Origin of the sequence: Dickeya oryzae (genome assembly GCF_009372235.1) — a bacterium.
In the GTDB taxonomy this organism is placed as follows: Bacteria; Pseudomonadota; Gammaproteobacteria; order Enterobacterales; family Enterobacteriaceae; genus Dickeya; species Dickeya oryzae.
In genome coordinates this window covers 200,551-218,680 of the sequence record NZ_SULL01000014.1, presented here as the reverse complement: position 1 = coordinate 218,680, position 18,130 = coordinate 200,551, and the positions used below count along the sequence as shown (strand labels likewise).

The window sequence follows — 18,130 nt, the reverse complement described above, 5'->3', positions numbered from 1 at the left end:
CACGATGAAAGCCGAAATGGCGGGAGAATCGCTGCTGATATCGGCCATCAAAGCCTGCCGGTCGCGGTTAACCGCGTTTATCCGTGGCCGGACGGCTGTACGTGATGATGCTGACGATATCTTGCAGGAAGTGACTTATCAGTTGATGACGGTAGAACAGCCGGTGGAAAATGTCGCCGCCTGGCTGTTTCGTGCCGCACGCAACGAGATGACCGACCGGGCGCGCAAAAAACGCGAGCTGCCGTTATCCGGATATTTCACTGATGATGACGATGGGGATTTCCCAGAGGATGAACTGGCAGAAACGCTGTTCGGCACACCGCAAACGTCGGAAGATGAGTATCTTAAAGCGTTATTGTGGGATGAACTGGACGCGGCGTTATCTGAATTGCCATCCGCACAACGTGAAGTGTTCGACAAAACCGAGTTGCAGGGCTACAGCTACAACGAGTTGTCAGCTGAAACCGGCGTTAGCGTTCAGGCGTTGCTATCACGCAAACACAAAGCCGTTCTTTATCTGCGCACACGACTACGCAGTGTTTACGATGCGCTGACAACAGAATAATTAACCTCACGGTTGAAGACCTGTCGCATACAGCAGTTGTGCACGTAACCAGACGTTGGCCGGGTCATGACTATTTTTGGGGTGCCAATACATGCTGATGACAATCGGTTGTAGGGGGACCGGTGGAGCAAAAATATCGAGTGCCTGGCCAAAACGTTGCAACATTCGTCTGGGTAACGTGCAAAGCAAATCTGTTCCAGCGACAATCGGTGGTGCCATAGCATAGCTTTGGGTGGACATCACCACGCTACGCTGGTACCCAAGGCCTGCCAGCGTTTGATCAACAAAACCGGTAAACGGATCCCCTTCGGAAGAAACGACCAGATGGGGAAGGGCGCAATAACTTTTCAGGTCAAGGGGAGCGGTGCCTCGCGGATGTTCTTTACGCTGGGCGGTCGCAAACTCGTCGTCAAAAAGTTTGCGTCTGATCCAGGCATCATGCGCACCGGCATTCACGCCAATATAGATGTCGATGTCACCACTTTCCAACTGCTCAGGTAAGCGAGCCCTTTCCGGCAGGGCGAAGCGAAGCCGGATACCCGGTGCAGCAACCCGAAATTGATTAACCAGATCTGCCCCCAGCATCATACGACCTATCCATGGTGTGAATAGGTTGGGGTTTGTTCACGAATTTCGCATTGCCCGAGACTCGATCAATGAAGGGATTTTGTCCGAAATTAAGGCAATGAATGACAGAAACCAATACTACTGGTCACCCGAAAATGAAAAACCATCCACGATAATCGACTGACCGGTAGACATAGACACTAGGGCACAGTATGCGCATACTTAATTTAACATAATATACATTATGCGAACCAAGGTAAGGTCAGGCGGGTTCTGGCGTCCTGGCTGGACAATTCAACGTTATTATTACTGCAACCTAGCCAGAGCACCACTCACTGCCATCCTTCCAATCCAAGTGATGATGAGTGCTTAGGTACCGGAAAAAAACTTGGGTTCGCACCCTTTCATATACCATCAATTTGCCAAAACCGTGATCCCTGTCTAGGCTTAACAAAGCATTCGAATCATTTCCATAAAAATAATCAGGCGAATAGCGTTATGTCGCCAATCCGCATGTCAGTTGCCTTATACCATTCCCTCATCACACCCACATAGACACAGGAGGTAAAGTGCCTGAATTGACTACGAATTGGGTTATTTTTACCGATCTGGATGGTTCATTACTGGATCACGACACCTACAGTTGGGATGCGGCCAAACCCTGGCTGAACCGCTTGCAACGCCATCAGGTGCCGGTTGTCATCACAACCAGTAAAACGGCAGCGGAAATCATGCCACTGCAGCAGGAACTTGGGTTAAGCAATATGCCCGCTATCGCGGAAAACGGTGCTCACATTTTGCTGCCATCATGCTGGCAAACACCGCCGCTATTCACACGCTCAATGCATTCCCTTGCCTACCCTGATCTCTGTCGGGAACTACAGCAGTTACGTGAACAACATGGCTTTCGTTTCCGTAGCTTTGCTGACATGGATAATGCCACGGTGGCGGCGGAGACAGGTTTGACACTGCCGCAGGCGGCGCTGGCCCGTCAACGCTATGCTTCCGAGCCCATATTGTGGCAAGACGATGCAACACCGCTGGAAACATTCAAGACCTGTCTGGCCCAAAAACAGCTTTGTTTAACACAAGGCGGCCGTTTTCTTCACGTAATGCCTGACGGTATCAGCAAAGGTATTGCGGTACAGCGCCTGATAAAACAGATGCAAACCGTGAGCAGACAATCCCTGGTTACTCTGGGATTAGGTGACGGTCCCAACGATATATCGTTACTGGAAGCCACTGATTACGCCGTGATCATCAAAGGTCACCATAACCATAACGTGACGTTGTCACAAAAAAATCATCAGGAGGTCTATCGTACCCAGGCTGCCGGACCGGCTGGCTGGAATGAAGGACTCACGTATTTTCTTAGCCGTTACGGGGCTGAACTGCTTGATTGAGATGGGAGGAATCGCAACCATGAGTGAATTCTATCAGGATGGAATGATTACCAATTTTCATAACCTTACCCGGCGCAGCGTTGAAGAGCTGGAATACGAATTACAGGTGTTTTCCGGTCAAAGCAGCATGGGGTTGATCCTCCCTTCCCTGTATTCTGAGCTGGAAGGCCCGGCGCTGGATAAGATTGTCGACATGCTCTCTCAGGTACCTTACCTGTCAGAAATCGTCATCGGGCTGGACAGGGCCGACCGCGAGCAGTTTCTGTTTGCCCGACAGTTTTTCTCCCGCCTTCCGCAGCGGCACCGTATTTTGTGGAACGATGGTCCCCGCCTGACACGGCTCAGTCAGGAACTGACCGACAAGGAACTCGCGCCGATGGAACAAGGCAAAGGCCGTAATGTCTGGTTTTGTGTTGGTTATACCTTAGCGTCACGGCGCACGGCCTGTATTGCATTGCATGATTGTGACATTGTCACTTACGATCGCACTATGCTGGCTCGCCTGCTCTATCCGATCGCCAACCCCTATTTTCACTACGATTTCTGCAAAGGCTATTATGCACGGGTAGCCGAGGGAAAACTGAATGGCCGGGTTGGGCGTTTGCTGGTCTTCCCCTTGCTGAAATCGCTGCAAAGCGTTTACGGTAATTCAGACTATCTCGAGTATATGCGCAGTTTTCGCTACCCATTATCCGGTGAGTTCGCGATGCGCAGCCATGTGTTGCGGAATTTGCGCATTCCGAGCGACTGGGGACTGGAAATCGGTATGTTGTCTGAAATCCACCGGGGAACCGCAACCAGCCGCATCTGTCAGGTGGATATCGCTGACAATTACGACCACAAGCATCAACCGATGTCGGAAAACGACCCCAGCTCCGGGTTGCAGCGTATGGCGATGGATATCACCAAAGCGTTATACCGCAAACTGGCAATTCAAGGCGTGAATATCACGACGGATTCGTTCCGGGTGTTACGTGCCACTTATTATCGAACCGCACTGGATATGATCGACTCATTCGAACATGATGCGCGTATGAATGGCCTGCATTTTGATCGCCATACCGAAGAGTCGGCAGTCGAACTGTTTGCCGATGTCATTACCCAATCAGGACAGGCATACAGCGACAGCCCTGGGGACAAGCCATTTGTCCCCAGTTGGAACCGTGTTCAGTCAGCATTCCCTGATATTCTGGAGCGGCTGTACGACGCCGTTGAAGCGGATAATCAGGAAATGGATGACGCCTAACCCGCTATTTTGTTCCTTCACTCGCTCCTTTATCCCCGGCTGGCAACAATAAAAGCGGTATCGGTGGTAAAGGAGCCATCAGGCTCAATAGCGTAATGGCGGATAACGTCGGCCGACATTTGCTGCTGCAGGGCGCGGATTGCGGTGACAAAATGTTCTGGGGTCCGCATCCGCGTCACCCAGCTTTGGAATTCCAGGTGCAGACGCGATGTTTGCACAGAGCGTACTGTTAACCCAGCTTCGCTCAGCAGCGTCAACCATTCCCCCGAGGAATAATCGCGTACATGCGATGTGTCGCGCAGCATTTCCGCCGTTTGCAAATAAACATCCAGCACCGGATGGCCGGGTGAAATCACGTCCATGAAAATCGCTTCGCCTCCCGGTTTCAGTACCCTTCTGACTTCCCGCAACGCCAGCCCGACATCCTGCCAGTGATGGGCCGAATAACGACTGACCACCACATCAAAGCTCGCATCAGCAAAGGGTAATGATTCTGCTACCGCCTGCTCAGTCGTGATATTCGCCAGCCCTTTTTCCTGTGCGGCACTGGCAACGACATCCAGCATCCGCGGCGATAAATCGCATGCCACGACACGGTTAACCAGGCCGGCAATAGTAAAGCTGACATGACCCGCACCGCAGCCTAAATCCAACACGTTGGCATGGTGGTTATCCTGCAAGCGCAGGGCCAACTGGGTAAGGTCTTCACCTTGGGCGTGAACGGCGCTGTTAAGATAGGCGTGAGCCTGTTCGCCAAACTGTTGTTCGACAGACTGCTGGTGACTTTTACTGTTTTCCACAAACGCTCCTTACCGGTGTTATCGATACCCTGCTTAATCATTACCTCAAAAATCACTATAGTGCCAGACAATAACCGATAACAACCCGGCGTTAATTAGCCTGCAGCCGGGCTCGATAGAATGTCTGCAACACAGTGCAACGCGCTATCCTGCATACGAGACGCACCGAAAAGATCAACACTGACATAGAGATAGCCCTGAGGTTGAGGTATGCTGATTTTCATTAGGGTGTGACAGGTATTGCAGTCAGAAATAACAGAGGAAAAACGCATGATTATTTTGGTTACCGGTGCGACGGCGGGCTTTGGTGAGGCAATTACCCGGCGTTTTATCAAAGAAGGCCATCAGGTTATCGCCACAGGGCGCCGCCAGGAACGTCTTGATGCGCTGAAAGCTGAATATGGCGATGCGCTTTTCACGCTTCGTCTTGATGTTCGCGATCGACAAGCCATCGAGCAGGCTATCGCTGCGTTGCCAGCCCAGTGGCGCAACATTGACGTACTGGTCAACAATGCCGGTCTGGCTTTAGGGTTAGAGCCTGCGCATAAAGCCAACGTCGATGACTGGGAAACCATGATCGATACCAATAACAAAGGGCTGGTCTTTATGACCCATGCGCTATTGCCGGAAATGGTGAAACGCAATGTGGGCCATATCATTAATATCGGCTCGACAGCGGGCAACTGGCCTTATCTTGGTGGGAATGTCTACGGTGCCAGCAAGGCATTCGTGCGTCAGTTCAGTCTGGGATTACGGGCCGACCTGTCCGGTACTCGCGTGCGTGTGACCAATATTGAACCCGGCCTGGTCGGTGGTACCGAATTCTCAGCCGTACGCTTTAAAGGCGATGAAGCCAAGGTCAGCCAGACGTATGATAAATCCAACCCACTGACGCCGGAAGATGTGACAGAAGCGGTGTTCTGGGTGGCGACATTACCCTCTCATGTCAATATCAACACCTTGGAAATGATGCCGGTAAGCCAGACGTACGGCGGCCTGAAAGTCACCCGTGACGAGTAATTCATACCGGTAGTCCCACATAAAGTAGTACCACATAAATAGGCTGGTGTGATGCGCCAATGCCTGATGTGGATATTCAGGGACGAACGCGGAGCGGTATCACTGTCATGCCATGAAACATTCCGGCCCAGTGATGCCGACTCTGCCCAGACGATACTGCAGTGAAAGCAGCGACGTACCCTGAATATGTTAGTTCAGTTATAGTTTGTTGATGGTAGCGGATGCTATAGTCACCATAACGCTATCTTTTGTTATGACAACGTTGCTTTCGTATTTACAGAACTCCTGTCTGGGTGAAACATGCAGAAAAAAACACGTAATTTACTCCTTATTCTTTCCTCATCCCTGTTTAGTCTGGGCCTTTTGTCATCAACACAGGCCGCGCAGCACATCGTGATTGATAACGGCAACAGTGCGTTATCAAAAGAAGCGGCGCGACAGAGTAGCGAAGACTGGAACGAGACGCGTACGTTGCGTAATAAAGTAAACAAGCATCTTGAAAAGCGCGTTGATAAAGCCGATCGAGATTTCGATAAAGCCGATATGGCAGAAGCGCTTGAAGAAAAATGCAAAGCCAGTTCCAACTTCAATGCTTATTGGGAACCCAACTCTTCGCGCTGTCTTGACCGTCGCTCAGGCCGCCCGGTAACACCCTGATAGGTTGATCTATACTTTATCTGCCCGTGTTTGGGCAGATAAACCATCAAGATGAGTGGGAGGTGCCATGAAGAAAACGATGCTGGCCGGTGCAATAACACTGTTACTGACACCACTTATCGCACAAGCTTCACAAGCCTCCTGTGAACGTATTCGCGATGACATCGCTCGCAAGATTATCAGCAATGGCGTACCTGAATCCGGTTTTGAGCTGGATATCGTACCTAACGATCAGGTCAGCCAGCACGGTGGTCAGGTTGTTGGTCATTGTGGGCAGGATACGCAGAAAATCGTTTATATCCGCCTGCCGGATAATGATAGTGATGACCTGAGTTCTCACCCGATGGGTAAGAAGCGTTAGGGTCCAACAGCCTGTCCGCGTTAATAATGAAGCCCGCAAAACAATAAATCGATGCAATAAAAAAGGGGAGCGACATTCTCCCCTTTTAACATTCATTTTTTTACATTCGTTATTTAGCGGTAAAAATCGCATTAATACCTTGCCATACCCGGATGAAAACCATCGGAGGAATATCTCCACCATGCATTGTGGCTGATATGGAACCGAGTGTCTGACGACGGTTAGAACGACTGGCTAATCGCGGAAAGATCAATATAGGTAGATAAATCCCGTTGTTCTGCGCGGGGCAAATATGGCAGTTCACCCAATTGAGGCGCAGGAATTTTTTCCCGCAGCGCCTGGATGATTTCAGCATAGTTAGCCAGCCCTGGGTTAATGCGGTTTGCGACCCAGCCGACCAGCGGCAACCCATCATTAATAATCGCCTGCGCCGTCAGCAGCGCATGGTTGATACAGCCAAGCTTTATCCCGACCACCAAAACGACCGGTAATTGCTCCTGAACCACCCATTCCGAATAGGTCCGCATGTCGTTCATTAAGGTACGCCAGCCACCGCTGCCTTCGACAATAACCATGTCCGATAACCCACCAAGCTGGTTCAGCCCTTCAGTCATCGCGCAGTAATTAATCTCTTGTTCACTGGCACTGATTTCATCTTCCTGTAACGACACAGGATTGACCTGCAGATAAGACAGTGGGATCGACGAGGCTTCCTGCAAGATCAGCGCATCTTTGTTACGCAGCCCCTCTTCTGTTTCCTTGCAGCTCTTGGCGACAGGTTTATATCCCGTCACGGTTTTGCCCGTTTTCGCCAGCGCCTGTAATAACGCCTTCGATACTACTGTTTTTCCAACGGCAGTATCCGTTCCTGTAACAAACATACGCTTTAACATGAAAACACCACTCCGGCAGGCCCCACCTGAAAAAATAAACCTCAAAAAACGTACTGATGAAGCCTAAAGTCTAGGGGATGGGCCTGTGGAGCGGCTTGCGTTAGCGCAATGTTTTGTCGGTAAGCGAAGACACGGTGCTGTAATGATTAACCCTGCATCAGTTTAATCAGCAGAGAGCCGTTATAGAGCGCATCTTTAATGAGCGCGGCACCGGGCACGGTTCCCTGATTATAAAAATGGGTCGATGTGACTTGCAGATGGTGACTATAAGCCGGTAATGCCTGGCGGCGAATACAATCAAGGATTGCGGGATACAGAATATCGGCAGCCTGATTCAGTGGAGAACCAATCAGAATTTTTTCTGGATTGAACAGATTAACCATGATGGCGGTAATACGACCGACGTTATTGCCGACATCAACGATAATATCTTTTGCCAGTTGATCACCGTTCAGCGCTGCCTCACACAGAGACTCGACCGTCAACGGCGAGCCGTGCAACGGCGAACTCATCGAGCCTTTGAGCCGCTGCTGAGCCAGTTCCAGCATACTTTCAATGCTGGCAACGGTTTCCAGACACCCGTGGTTACCGCAATAACAGCGCTTACCATAAGGGTCAACCTGAGTGTGGCCAATTTCCACCAGTGTTCGGCTACCGGCATGCAGTATACGTCCACCGGTAATAATGCCGGCACCGACGTTATGGTCGATAACTATCTGGATAACGTTTTGGCAACCGCGTGATGCGCCAAACAACGCTTCTGCCATCGTCCAGGCACAAATGTCATGTTGCAGATAAACTGGCACCCCTGTGCGCTTTTCCAGCGCCGGACCAATCGCCATTTCTTCTACAGCGTAAAACGGCATACGGTGAATGATGCCGGTGGATGAGTCCACCATACCGGGTGACGTGATGGCGATAGCGGTCAGTCGTTCCAACAGACGTTGGTGGCGGATAAAAAACTGATCGATGTCCGTCAGAATGCGTTCCAGTAGTGGCTGGGGATGTTCACTGGGTAAATCAACCTTATCCTCCACCACCAGATGGCCACTCAAATCACGCAGGGCCAGGGTCATCACCTGGTTGCTGATTCGTACCGACAGGTAGTGCCACGCTTCGGTATCCAGCACCAGACCGATTGCCGGCCGCCCACGGCTTCCCATTTCCTGGTACTCGGTTTCCCGTACCAGATGTGCCTCCATCAGTTCACGCACAATCTTAGTAATACTGGCGGGAGCAAGCTGAGCCTGTTTTGACAACTCTATGCGGGAGATGGGGCCATGTTCATCGATCAGTCGATAAACGCCACCTGCATTCATCTGTTTGATCTGATCGATGTGTCCCGGCTGACCACTGACAATCACGGTAAAGCGGCTCCTGCAATTAGGCGTAATGGGTATTTTTTACGCTGTAAAATAAAAAACTGAGGCTATGGTGGAGCTTTTGTAAATAGCCGTCAAATATTTGATTCGATATGTGATTAACCGCACATATTTTTGAGGGTATTACCCAACATTAGCGTGATTAACGTCTGAGCGGCGGTGTTCAGCGGGCGGTGCTGGTGGGTTACTAACCACATTTCACTGATAGCGTCTTTTTCCTGCAACGACAGGTATTTTACGCCATCTATACGGATACGACGGAATGACGCAGGTAGCAAGGAGACCCCTAATCCAGATGAAACCAGGCCGATAATCGTCATCGCCTCACCGACTTCCTGCGTAATGTACGGTGTAATGCCGTACTTTTTGAGTAAGTTCATCACTTCATCGTATAGCGCCGTTCCCCCTTCACGGGCAAAAAATACGAAGGGTTCATTAGCTAACTGCTGGATACTGATATGCCCACCGGAGACAGAAGCCAGCGGGTGTTCCTCATGAACAACCGCTACCATCGGCTCACGCAGTAATAGCTGATGATGCAGCGTATCCGGCAATGGGTTGTTACGCATCACCCCGAGATCCAGCTTACCGTCAAGCAACGGTGCAATCTGTTGTTTAGTGTTGATCTCCATCATCTGGATATGCACCTCAGGATAGCGCTGGCGAAACTGCAACAGACTACGCGAAACCTGTTTAACAAACGGAGCTGATGAGGTGAAACCGATATTAAGCTCCCCTATTTCACCACGCTGAATGCGGGCCGCTCGCTCTGCTGCCTGATTGACCTGGCTGATGATGGCCCAGGCCTCTTTCAGGAATAATTCGCCGGCCTGTGTCAGGCGCACATTACGGTTGTTTCGCTCCAGCAGTTGAGCGCCGATTTGCTCTTCTAATGCCTGTATCTGCTGACTGAGAGGTGGCTGGGAGATATGTAGTCTTTCCGCCGCACGACCGAAATGCAGTTCTTCAGCAACAGCAATAAAGTAACGTAAGTGCCTGAGCTCGATATTCATATTTATAAAATATCATTATTAACAATTAATATATTATACAAAACAATCGAGCTAATTCTATGATTTGTCCACTGATGTTTTTGCCGTATTTTTTCCGGATAAGGATTGATTTTGAGTACCCCCATGTCTGCACAGAGAATGTCCGTTTCTGTCACTGACGATATTCAACCTCAGCGCAACACCCGCGTCCCCGTCTACAAAAATCCATTTATTTGCCGAGGCACGCCACCGTTCATTCGCGTCACGCTCGCCTTATTTTCCGCCGGTCTGGCGACCTTTGCTCTGCTGTACTGCGTACAGCCCATATTACCAATACTGTCGCAGGCTTTTGGTGTATCCCCGGCAACCAGCAGCCTGTCGCTTTCCGTTTCCACGATGACGATGGCTGTTGGATTGTTATTTACCGGCCCGCTGTCAGACACCATTGGCCGTAAAAATGTCATGGTGGTATCGCTACTGCTGGCGTCGGTATTTACCCTGATAGGTTGCATGATGACCAACTGGGTTGGCCTGCTGGTTATGCGCGCCCTGGTTGGCTTATCGCTCAGCGGTGTGGGTGCGGTAGCAATGACCTATCTGAGCGAAGAAATCCATCCCAGTGTGGTGGCATTCTCTATGGGGTTGTACATCAGCGGTAACTCAATCGGCGGCATGAGTGGCCGCCTGTTAACCGGGGTCATTGCTGATTTTTTCGGCTGGCGAGTCTCCATCACCTGTATCGGCATCGTTGCCCTGCTGGCCTCCCTGACGTTTTGGCGCATACTGCCGGATTCTCGTCACTTTCGGGCGGGCTCGCTGCGCCCCAAAACCCTGTGGATCAATACCCGCTTACACTGGCGTGATGCAGGCCTACCGTTACTCTTTGCCGAAGGCTTCCTGTTGATGGGCTCCTTTGTGACGCTGTTCAACTATATTGGTTATCGCTTGCTGGATGCTCCTTACAACCTGAGTCAAACGGTGGTGGGTTTGCTGTCTGTGGTCTTCCTCACTGGTAGCTATGCATCACCACGCGCCGGGGCAATGATTGCTCGTTTCGGCCGGGGGCCCGTGTTAGTCGGCAGTATTATGCTGATGTTATCAGGCCTTCTATTGACCCTGTTCAGTTCGCTGCTGATGATGTTTTTGGGGATGATGCTCTTTGCCGCCGGGTTCTTTGCCGCCCACTCGGTTGCCAGCAGTTGGATCGGCTTGCGTGCATTACGTGCTAAAGGCCAGGCTTCATCGCAGTATCTGTTCTGTTATTATCTGGGGTCGAGCCTCGCGGGCACGTCAGGTGGCTTCTTTTGGTATCACTATGGCTGGACAGGGCTGGTGCTGTTTCTGTCATGCTTGCTGATGCTGGCTATCGGCTTGGGCTTCAAGCTGAAATCCCTGAAAAACTGATCTAACAGTTACTTATCTCCCTCTTCTCCCCACCGGCTCTGAACGTTCAGAATCGGTGGGGACGGCGCTTTTTCATACTGCTAAGCGAATAAGAATACGGATTGTCGAACTGGGCTTTTAGGATATAATTAAAAGTATGTTGTAACTAATATAGTGTTAATTATGCCTGCCTACGACCTGATTGAACGGATGAACCATTGCTTTACCTCGCTGGAAGCGCATCTGGCTGAAATGCATCAATTATTTCTCACCTTTCACTTTACCGGTGGACGTTTGTTTACCCTTCCCCCTGTAGAAAAAGGCACCGAGCATGACCCGATAACACATATTCAGGTTACGCCTGTCGACGGTGCAGAAGCCCGTGATATCGGTTTACAGCATTTTCGTCATGTGTTTATTCATCACTACGCGGAGACTATCAGTAGCAAAGCGGCAATCCGCCTGCCTGGCGTGCTGTGTTTTCGGGTTAATAACGCAGAATCACGACTGGCTCGCCAGTTAGTAGCGAACATAAACGCCCGGAAAAAGGAGCTGGAGCACATCATCACGGTGGAGTCTGGACTGGAACCCGAGCAGCGCTTCGATTTTGTCCATACCCATCTCAAAGGGCTGATAACACTGAGCGCCTATCGCACCATTACCCTGCTACTTGACCCTGCCTCGGTGAGATTTGGCTGGGCGAATAAGAACATCATCAACAACATTACCCGTGATGCCTTACTGGAAAAACTGGAGAAAAGTCTGCAGGCAGGACGCAGCCAGGCCCCTTACAGCAAGGAGCAATGGGCATCGTTGCTGGAGCAAGAAATCCGTGATGTGAAGCGCCTGCCGGAACAGGCGTTGCTAAAAATCAAGCGGCCCGTGAAAGTACAGCCGATTGCACGGGTCTGGTATCAGGAACAGCAGAAGCAAGTACAGCACCCTTGCCCGTCACCACTGCTGGTACTGTGTCATCAGGATACGATGCCGGTTATGGGTGAACTCAATGACTACGATGCCGACAACATTCAGCATCGCCATCGGCCCAAAGCCAAGCCACTGCGGTTGTTGATCCCGCGCTTGCATCTGTATACCGATGACGGTGCCTGAGTATCACGGTTTCATGCTGCCGACCATGTCCTCTGGGCGAACCCATTGCGTAAATTGTTCCTCGGTGAGATAGCCCAGTTTCAAGGCTGATGCCTTCAGTGTCAGCCCTTCTTTATGCGCTTTTTTGGCGATTTCAGCGGCCTTGTCATAACCAATATGCGGATTGAGCGCGGTCACCAGCATCAGCGACTCATTCAGCAATTGGTTGATCCGCTCGCGGTTAGGTTCAATGCCCACCGCGCAATGTTCGTTAAAGCTCTTCATACCATCAGCCAATAACCGAACGGATTGCAGAAAATTGTGAATCACCATCGGTCGGAAGACATTCAGCTCAAAGTTACCGGATGCGCCCCCAAGATTAACCGCCACATCATTCCCCATCACCTGGCAACACAGCATGGTCATCGCTTCACACTGTGTCGGGTTAACTTTACCCGGCATAATCGAGCTACCGGGTTCATTTTCAGGAATAGCAATCTCGCCAATGCCGCAACGCGGTCCGGAGGACAGCCAGCGCACATCATTCGCAATTTTCATCAATGACGCCGCCAGACCTTTCAGTGCGCCATGCGCATGCACCAGCGCATCACAGGTGGCCAGGGCCTCAAATTTGTTCGGCGCACTCACAAAGGGATGCCCAGTCAGCGTCGCCAGTTCCGCCGCCACCCGCACCGCGTATTCAGGGTGTGTATTCAACCCGGTGCCGACAGCCGTGCCACCTAACGCCAGCTCACACAGGTGCGGAATACTATTTTCGATATGGCGTACATTATGCGATAGCATTGCCACCCAGCCAGAAATCTCCTGCCCTAACGTCAGCGGCGTCGCATCCTGCAGGTGCGTTCTGCCAATCTTGACGATATCGGCAAATTGTGTCGCCTTATCCGCAAGGGTCTGTTGTAGCACGTTCAATTCAGGGATCAGATGTTCACGCAGCACGGTCACTGCCGCAACGTGCATAGCTGTAGGAAAAACATCGTTAGAACTCTGGCTTTTATTAACATCATCATTAGGGTGTACCAGCCGGTCATTACCCCGCACTCCCCCCAACAATTCGCTGGCCCGATTTGCCAGTACCTCGTTCATGTTCATGTTGGTTTGCGTGCCAGAGCCCGTCTGCCAGATAGCCAGCGGGAATTCACCGACGTGCTGACCATTCAGGACTTCGTCTGCTGCCTGAATAATGGCATCACCTTTACTGTCGGCTAATAATCCCAAATCCATGTTGACGCGCGCTGCGGCACGTTTGGTCTGTGCCAGCGCCATGATTAGCGCGCCCGGCATTTTTTCTTCCGAAATACGAAAGTGCTCCAGTGAACGCTGGGTCTGAGCCCCCCACAAATGCGTTGCCGGCACGGCAATCGGCCCCATGGAATCGTTCTCAATACGCGTGTCTGACATGGTTTTCTCCTTTGCGAAACACGTCATTTTCAGATGACTGCGAATTATTACCCTTCTGGAATCATGGCATATAAAGCATTAGCATAGCGGGCATTAAGACGGAACGGCCTTTACAGGCATGGTTATCCGCCGTTATTGCCATGGAAATTAACAATCTATCTAATAGCAGGAAAATATTATGCAAAAAATGCGCAACAATGTGCAGCATTATGCCTGGGGCAGTAAACACGCGCTAACCGAACTGTATGGGATTGAAAACCCAGACAATCAGCCAATGGCAGAACTGTGGATGGGGGCACACCCGAAAAGTAGCTCTCTATTACTTGATGAGCAGGGTCAGGCACAGAGTCTGCGTGATCTGATCAATAAGGACCCGTCCGCTTTTTTGGGTGCAGCAGTGGCAAAACGTTTTGGTGAGTTACCTTTTCTTTTCAAGGTATTATGTGCCGAACAACCGTTGTCTATTCAGGTTCACCCCAGTAAATCTGCGGCCGAAGTCGGGTTTGCGCGGGAAAATGCCGCCGGTATTGCACTTGACTCACCACAACGCAATTACAAAGACGCTAACCACAAACCGGAGTTAGTCTTTGCCCTCACCCCTTATCTGGCGATGAATGGCTTTCGTGAACTAACGGCGATCGCCGATTTGTTGCAACCGCTAGCCAACGCCCATCCCGCCATCGCCGCATTTTTGTCATCCCCGGATAGCACAACGCTCCGTACCTTGTTCTCCAGTCTGTTGAGCATGGAAGGCGAGCAAAAAGTCTCCGCTATCGCTGAGCTGCAACGTGTTTTGAACCAACGACACGGTGAACCCTGGGATACCATTCGCTTTATTGCGCAGTTTTACCCTGATGACGGCGGTCTGTTTTCTCCGTTACTGCTGAACGTCGTCACATTACAGCCGGGCGAAGCCATGTTTTTGTATGCTGAAACCCCGCATGCCTATCTTCAGGGGGTAGCGCTGGAAGTGATGGCCAATTCGGACAACGTTCTGCGCGCCGGTCTGACACCCAAGTACATTGATATCCCAGAGTTACTCGCCAACGTCCGCTTTGAGTCGAAACCGGCTGACACCTTGCTGACGTCGCCGGTAAAAGCGGCTAACGAACTGAGTTTTCCTATTCCGGTCGATGACTTTGCCTTTTCACTGCATTATCTTACCGATGTACCGCAGATGCTGAGTCAGCAAAGTGCAGCTATTATCTTTTGTGTCGAAGGTCAGGCAGTGTTGGAACGCGGCGCACAGCAAGTCAGCTTGCTGCCAGGTGAATCATGCTTTATCCCCGCCAGTGAATCACCGGTACAAATCCAGGGGAAAGGCCAGATTGCCCGTGTTTATAACCAGCCTTTACTGGTATAACGCCATGTATTCCCTGATGAGGAATACAACACATTGAATCAACAAGGAAATATAACGTGGCAAAAAAAACAGTTGTAGCCGCTGGGGTTGTTATTGCGCTCGCCGTAGCCTGGGGAGGAGCCTCCTGGTATACCGGTAAGCAGATTGAACAGCATATTGGGGACGTCACCGACAATCTGAACAACGAGTTGAAAAACGCATACCCACAATCAGGTATCAAGGTCGCCTACCGGGATTATCATCGCGGTCTGTTCAAAAGCCAGCTCGCGTTGGTGTTACAGTCTGACGGTACTGATGCCCGCCAGCGCCTGTTAGGCGCCAATGAAGAAGTGGTGTTTAACGCTACAGTCTTCCACGGCCCCTTCCCGCTGACCGCCAGTCAGTTTAGCCTGAAACCAGCATTGGCCGCCGTACACGGCGAGCTGGCTAACACTGAATCGGTAAAAGCACTGTTTGATCTGACGAAGAATAAACCGTTCATTACCGCGGATAGCCGCATTGACTATAACGGCGATACTCACTCCGCTGTCACGCTGGAAGCGCTGGACGTTAAGAGCCAGGACACGAAGGTTAATTTCAGCGGTACAACACTGTTGGTTGATGTAGCGGGTAATCTGCGTGCAGGCAAAGTGGTCGGCAATGTGGCTAACCTGACGATGGAGAAACCCAACCTGCAAGGACAGAATGAAAAACTGACGTTGCAGGATCTGGCACTTAACAGTGACACCCACAAAGGTAAATTCGATCTCAATGTCGGCGATGCCAAAATCACGCTGAAGAAACTGGCGCTGGATGTGCAGAGCGGCGATAACCTGGTATTGAATGATTTCTCGCTGGTCAATCACAGCTCGGAAGATGACACTAACCTGGCAGGACAGATGACGCTGTCGCTGGGGTCGGCGCTATTTCGCGATCAAAATCTGGGATCGTGGAACATCAACTTCGCCTTCTCCGGGCTGGATGGTAACGGTACTCGCCAGTTCGTGACCGAGTACCAGAAAAACCTGCAATCACTGCTGCGAAATATCGACCAGGTGACCCCGGAAGTTTACGACCAGCAGTTAGCCGCACTGGTACTGCACAATCTGCCGCAATTGTTGAAAGGTAATCCGAGTATCAAGATTGCGCCATTAAGCTGGAAAAACGCGAAAGGCGAAAGTACCTTCGCACTGGCGCTGGATTTAACCGATCCGCTGCAAAAGAGTGCCGCACCAACCACGAATCTCTCTGACGAAGAAGCGATTATCCGCCAGTCCGTTAAAAGTCTGGACGCACGCCTCAACGTGCCGATGGATATGCTTACCGAACTGATGGTGCAGATAGCGCCAAAAACCACCACGGATGAAGAGAAAAAACAACTGGACCAGATGGCGCGTCAGCAAACACAATTGATGGCCAATATTGGCCAGATGAGCCAGGTCACCGTCACCAAAGACAACACCATAACCAGCTCATTGCAGTACAGCGATGGCACCGTGACCTTCAACGGACGTAAGATCCCGTTGGCTGAGTTCATCGCGCCGTTCATCACCCAGCCGTCGGAAAATGTGCCCGAGCAAGGCGATGATGCACCAGAAGACAACCAACCGGATGCATCAGTCAGTCCGTAATCGTTTACCGGCGCCACTCAGGCGCCGGTTTCTTTCGCACGACACACAAGTCACGTTGTAGTCTGCCGTACAGCGTATTACGCGACTGATTACGCAAGCGGGCATCAATCGCTTATGCTCAATTTGTATTATGTCAACATTGAAATATAAACTTCTTTTTATCAATCAATGGTAAATTGTCTGGGTTTATTCTTATACTGCACACCGAGTTATCAGACTCTGTCCCTTGTGGTACGGTGGCGAATGCCAGCGTCACAAGGAATACCGCCTGCTGATGGATTTTTTTAATAAAAAACGAGTACAACATACAACATGATTGATCCGTACATTCCGTTGACGGATATCCATCGCCATCTTGATGGTAATATCCGCCCCCAAACCATCCTTGACTTAGGCCGCCAGTTTACTATCGATTTGCCCGGCCATGACCTCGAGTCCCTGCGTCCCCACGTACAGATAATCGACCACGAACCCGATTTGATAAGCTTCCTGCAAAAGCTGGACTGGGGTGTGGCCGTACTGGGATCGCTGGATGCCTGCCGTCGTGTGGCTTACGAAAACGTGGAAGATGCGATCCGCGCCGGACTGGATTACACCGAGCTACGTTTTTCGCCTTACTACATGGCTCTCAACCATCAGTTACCGCTGGAAGGCGTGGTTGAGGCCGTAATCGATGGTGTTACCGCGGGTTGTCGCGACCATGATCACGCCGTGATGGTGCGCCTTATCGGCATCATGAGTCGTACCTTTGGTACCCACGCCTGCGAGCAAGAACTTGACGCATTGCTGGCACACAAAGACGGCATTATTGCCATCGACCTGGCGGGCGATGAGCTCGGCTTCCCCGGTGAGCTCTTCACTACCCACTTTACCCGAGCACGCGATGCGGGCTGGCGTATCACCGCTCATGCAGGCGAAGCTGCCGGTCCGGAAAGTATCTGGCAGGCGATACAGCAGCTAGGTGCTGAGCGTATCGGCCACGGTGTTACGGCGATCGTCGACAGTACACTGATGGAATATATGGCCGAGCACCAGATTGGCATTGAATCCTGCCTGACCTCTAACCTGCAAACCAGCACGGTAAAAGCGATGCATGAGCACCCACTGGTGCATTTCCTGCGTCACGGTATTCCGGCGACGATTAACACCGACGACCCAGCCGTGCAAGGGATCGATATTCGTCATGAATACGAGATAGCGGCCCCCTTAGCTGGCCTGTTGCCGGAAGATATCCGACAGGCACAAGAAAACGGCCTGCGTATGGCGTTTATCTCCGAACAGGAAAAACAGCTGTTACGCCAGCGCGCTCAACAACGGCAAGCGCAATCAAGCTGAATCAGACAAAAAAAAGCGGATACCACAAGGTATCCGCTTTTT

At 51.2% G+C, this 18,130-nt stretch carries 16 protein-coding genes and 1 pseudogene; 11 read left to right on the top strand and 6 right to left on the bottom strand.

Features of this window, described 5'->3' with window-relative positions; all coding sequences use genetic code 11:
• Positions 1-4: 4 nt before the first annotated feature.
• Positions 5-565: an RNA polymerase sigma factor gene (locus FAZ14_RS15900; protein ID WP_153508858.1), complete on the top strand. Its 561-nt coding sequence runs from the start codon at positions 5-7 to the stop codon at positions 563-565.
• Between the two features lie 6 nt (positions 566-571).
• Here FAZ14_RS15900 and FAZ14_RS15895 read toward each other — a convergent pair.
• Positions 572-1,153: pseudogene (locus FAZ14_RS15895) on the bottom strand (LysR substrate-binding domain-containing protein); the annotation flags it as partial.
• A 548-nt stretch (positions 1,154-1,701) separates the two neighbouring features.
• On the opposite strand from FAZ14_RS15895, the gene FAZ14_RS15890 reads away from it, so the two are divergent.
• Positions 1,702-2,535: a mannosyl-3-phosphoglycerate phosphatase-related protein gene (locus FAZ14_RS15890; RefSeq protein ID WP_153508857.1), complete on the top strand. Its 834-nt coding sequence runs from the start codon at positions 1,702-1,704 to the stop codon at positions 2,533-2,535.
• A 19-nt stretch (positions 2,536-2,554) separates the two neighbouring features.
• Complete coding sequence (locus FAZ14_RS15885) at positions 2,555-3,781, top strand: glycosyltransferase family protein (protein WP_016941360.1); 1,227 nt, start codon at positions 2,555-2,557, stop codon at positions 3,779-3,781.
• 29 nt (positions 3,782-3,810) lie between these two features.
• On the opposite strand, the gene FAZ14_RS15880 is transcribed toward FAZ14_RS15885, so the two are convergent.
• Positions 3,811-4,581 carry a class I SAM-dependent methyltransferase gene (locus FAZ14_RS15880; protein ID WP_016941359.1) on the bottom strand — a complete coding sequence of 257 codons (771 nt, stop codon included), beginning with the start codon at positions 4,579-4,581 and terminating at the stop codon, positions 3,811-3,813.
• A 270-nt stretch (positions 4,582-4,851) separates the two neighbouring features.
• Between FAZ14_RS15880 and ydfG the strand changes: the two genes are divergently transcribed.
• The 3 genes from ydfG (at position 4,852) to FAZ14_RS15865 (ending at position 6,619) form a co-directional block, all read left to right on the top strand.
• Complete coding sequence (ydfG, locus tag FAZ14_RS15875) at positions 4,852-5,601, top strand: bifunctional NADP-dependent 3-hydroxy acid dehydrogenase/3-hydroxypropionate dehydrogenase YdfG (protein WP_016941358.1); 750 nt, start codon at positions 4,852-4,854, stop codon at positions 5,599-5,601.
• Positions 5,602-5,901: 300 nt separating this feature from the next.
• Positions 5,902-6,258, top strand: coding sequence for a DUF1283 family protein (locus FAZ14_RS15870; RefSeq protein WP_016941357.1), 357 nt, complete (start codon positions 5,902-5,904; stop codon positions 6,256-6,258).
• Between the two features lie 67 nt (positions 6,259-6,325).
• Positions 6,326-6,619, top strand: coding sequence for a DUF1161 domain-containing protein (locus FAZ14_RS15865; protein ID WP_016941356.1), 294 nt, complete (start codon positions 6,326-6,328; stop codon positions 6,617-6,619).
• A 221-nt stretch (positions 6,620-6,840) separates the two neighbouring features.
• On the opposite strand, the gene bioD is transcribed toward FAZ14_RS15865, so the two are convergent.
• The 3 genes from bioD to FAZ14_RS15850 form a co-directional block, all read right to left on the bottom strand.
• On the bottom strand, positions 6,841-7,512 hold the full coding sequence (bioD, locus tag FAZ14_RS15860; RefSeq protein ID WP_016941355.1) for a dethiobiotin synthase: 672 nt from the start codon (positions 7,510-7,512) through the stop codon (positions 6,841-6,843).
• A 146-nt stretch (positions 7,513-7,658) separates the two neighbouring features.
• Positions 7,659-8,876 (bottom strand): sugar metabolism global transcriptional regulator Mlc, encoded by a 1,218-nt coding sequence (gene mlc, locus FAZ14_RS15855; RefSeq protein ID WP_016941354.1) that lies wholly within the window; start codon positions 8,874-8,876, stop codon positions 7,659-7,661.
• A 116-nt stretch (positions 8,877-8,992) separates the two neighbouring features.
• Positions 8,993-9,907, bottom strand: a complete 915-nt coding sequence (locus FAZ14_RS15850) for a LysR family transcriptional regulator (protein WP_016941353.1) — start codon at positions 9,905-9,907, stop codon at positions 8,993-8,995.
• Between the two features lie 138 nt (positions 9,908-10,045).
• On the opposite strand from FAZ14_RS15850, the gene FAZ14_RS15845 reads away from it, so the two are divergent.
• Positions 10,046-11,290 carry an MFS transporter gene (locus FAZ14_RS15845; RefSeq protein ID WP_153508865.1) on the top strand — a complete coding sequence of 415 codons (1,245 nt, stop codon included), beginning with the start codon at positions 10,046-10,048 and terminating at the stop codon, positions 11,288-11,290.
• A gap of 162 nt (positions 11,291-11,452) precedes the next feature.
• Positions 11,453-12,379, top strand: a complete 927-nt coding sequence (gene tus, locus FAZ14_RS15840) for a DNA replication terminus site-binding protein (RefSeq protein WP_016941351.1) — start codon at positions 11,453-11,455, stop codon at positions 12,377-12,379.
• A gap of 3 nt (positions 12,380-12,382) precedes the next feature.
• On the opposite strand, the gene fumC is transcribed toward tus, so the two are convergent.
• On the bottom strand, positions 12,383-13,780 hold the full coding sequence (fumC, locus tag FAZ14_RS15835; RefSeq protein ID WP_153508856.1) for a class II fumarate hydratase: 1,398 nt from the start codon (positions 13,778-13,780) through the stop codon (positions 12,383-12,385).
• A 178-nt stretch (positions 13,781-13,958) separates the two neighbouring features.
• Between fumC and manA the strand changes: the two genes are divergently transcribed.
• From manA to add, 3 genes are all read left to right on the top strand, one after another.
• On the top strand, positions 13,959-15,143 hold the full coding sequence (gene manA, locus FAZ14_RS15830) for a mannose-6-phosphate isomerase (protein ID WP_038925908.1): 1,185 nt from the start codon (positions 13,959-13,961) through the stop codon (positions 15,141-15,143).
• A gap of 56 nt (positions 15,144-15,199) precedes the next feature.
• Positions 15,200-16,753, top strand: coding sequence for a YdgA family protein (locus FAZ14_RS15825; protein WP_153508855.1), 1,554 nt, complete (start codon positions 15,200-15,202; stop codon positions 16,751-16,753).
• Between the two features lie 312 nt (positions 16,754-17,065).
• On the top strand, positions 17,066-18,088 hold the full coding sequence (gene add / locus FAZ14_RS15820) for an adenosine deaminase (protein WP_016941347.1): 1,023 nt from the start codon (positions 17,066-17,068) through the stop codon (positions 18,086-18,088).
• The last annotated feature ends 42 nt before the right edge of the window (positions 18,089-18,130 follow it).

Coding starts and splice junctions, on each gene's coding strand:
- FAZ14_RS15900 (WP_153508858.1), top strand. CDS start 5: ATGAAAGCCGAAATGGCGGGAGAATCGCTGCTGATATCGGCCATCAAA.
- FAZ14_RS15885 (WP_016941360.1), top strand. CDS start 2,555: ATGAGTGAATTCTATCAGGATGGAATGATTACCAATTTTCATAACCTT.
- ydfG (WP_016941358.1), top strand. CDS start 4,852: ATGATTATTTTGGTTACCGGTGCGACGGCGGGCTTTGGTGAGGCAATT.
- FAZ14_RS15870 (WP_016941357.1), top strand. CDS start 5,902: ATGCAGAAAAAAACACGTAATTTACTCCTTATTCTTTCCTCATCCCTG.
- FAZ14_RS15865 (WP_016941356.1), top strand. CDS start 6,326: ATGAAGAAAACGATGCTGGCCGGTGCAATAACACTGTTACTGACACCA.
- bioD (WP_016941355.1), bottom strand. CDS start 7,512: ATGTTAAAGCGTATGTTTGTTACAGGAACGGATACTGCCGTTGGAAAA.
- FAZ14_RS15850 (WP_016941353.1), bottom strand. CDS start 9,907: ATGAATATCGAGCTCAGGCACTTACGTTACTTTATTGCTGTTGCTGAA.
- FAZ14_RS15845 (WP_153508865.1), top strand. CDS start 10,046: ATGTCCGTTTCTGTCACTGACGATATTCAACCTCAGCGCAACACCCGC.
- tus (WP_016941351.1), top strand. CDS start 11,453: ATGCCTGCCTACGACCTGATTGAACGGATGAACCATTGCTTTACCTCG.
- fumC (WP_153508856.1), bottom strand. CDS start 13,780: ATGTCAGACACGCGTATTGAGAACGATTCCATGGGGCCGATTGCCGTG.
- manA (WP_038925908.1), top strand. CDS start 13,959: ATGCAAAAAATGCGCAACAATGTGCAGCATTATGCCTGGGGCAGTAAA.
- add (WP_016941347.1), top strand. CDS start 17,066: ATGATTGATCCGTACATTCCGTTGACGGATATCCATCGCCATCTTGAT.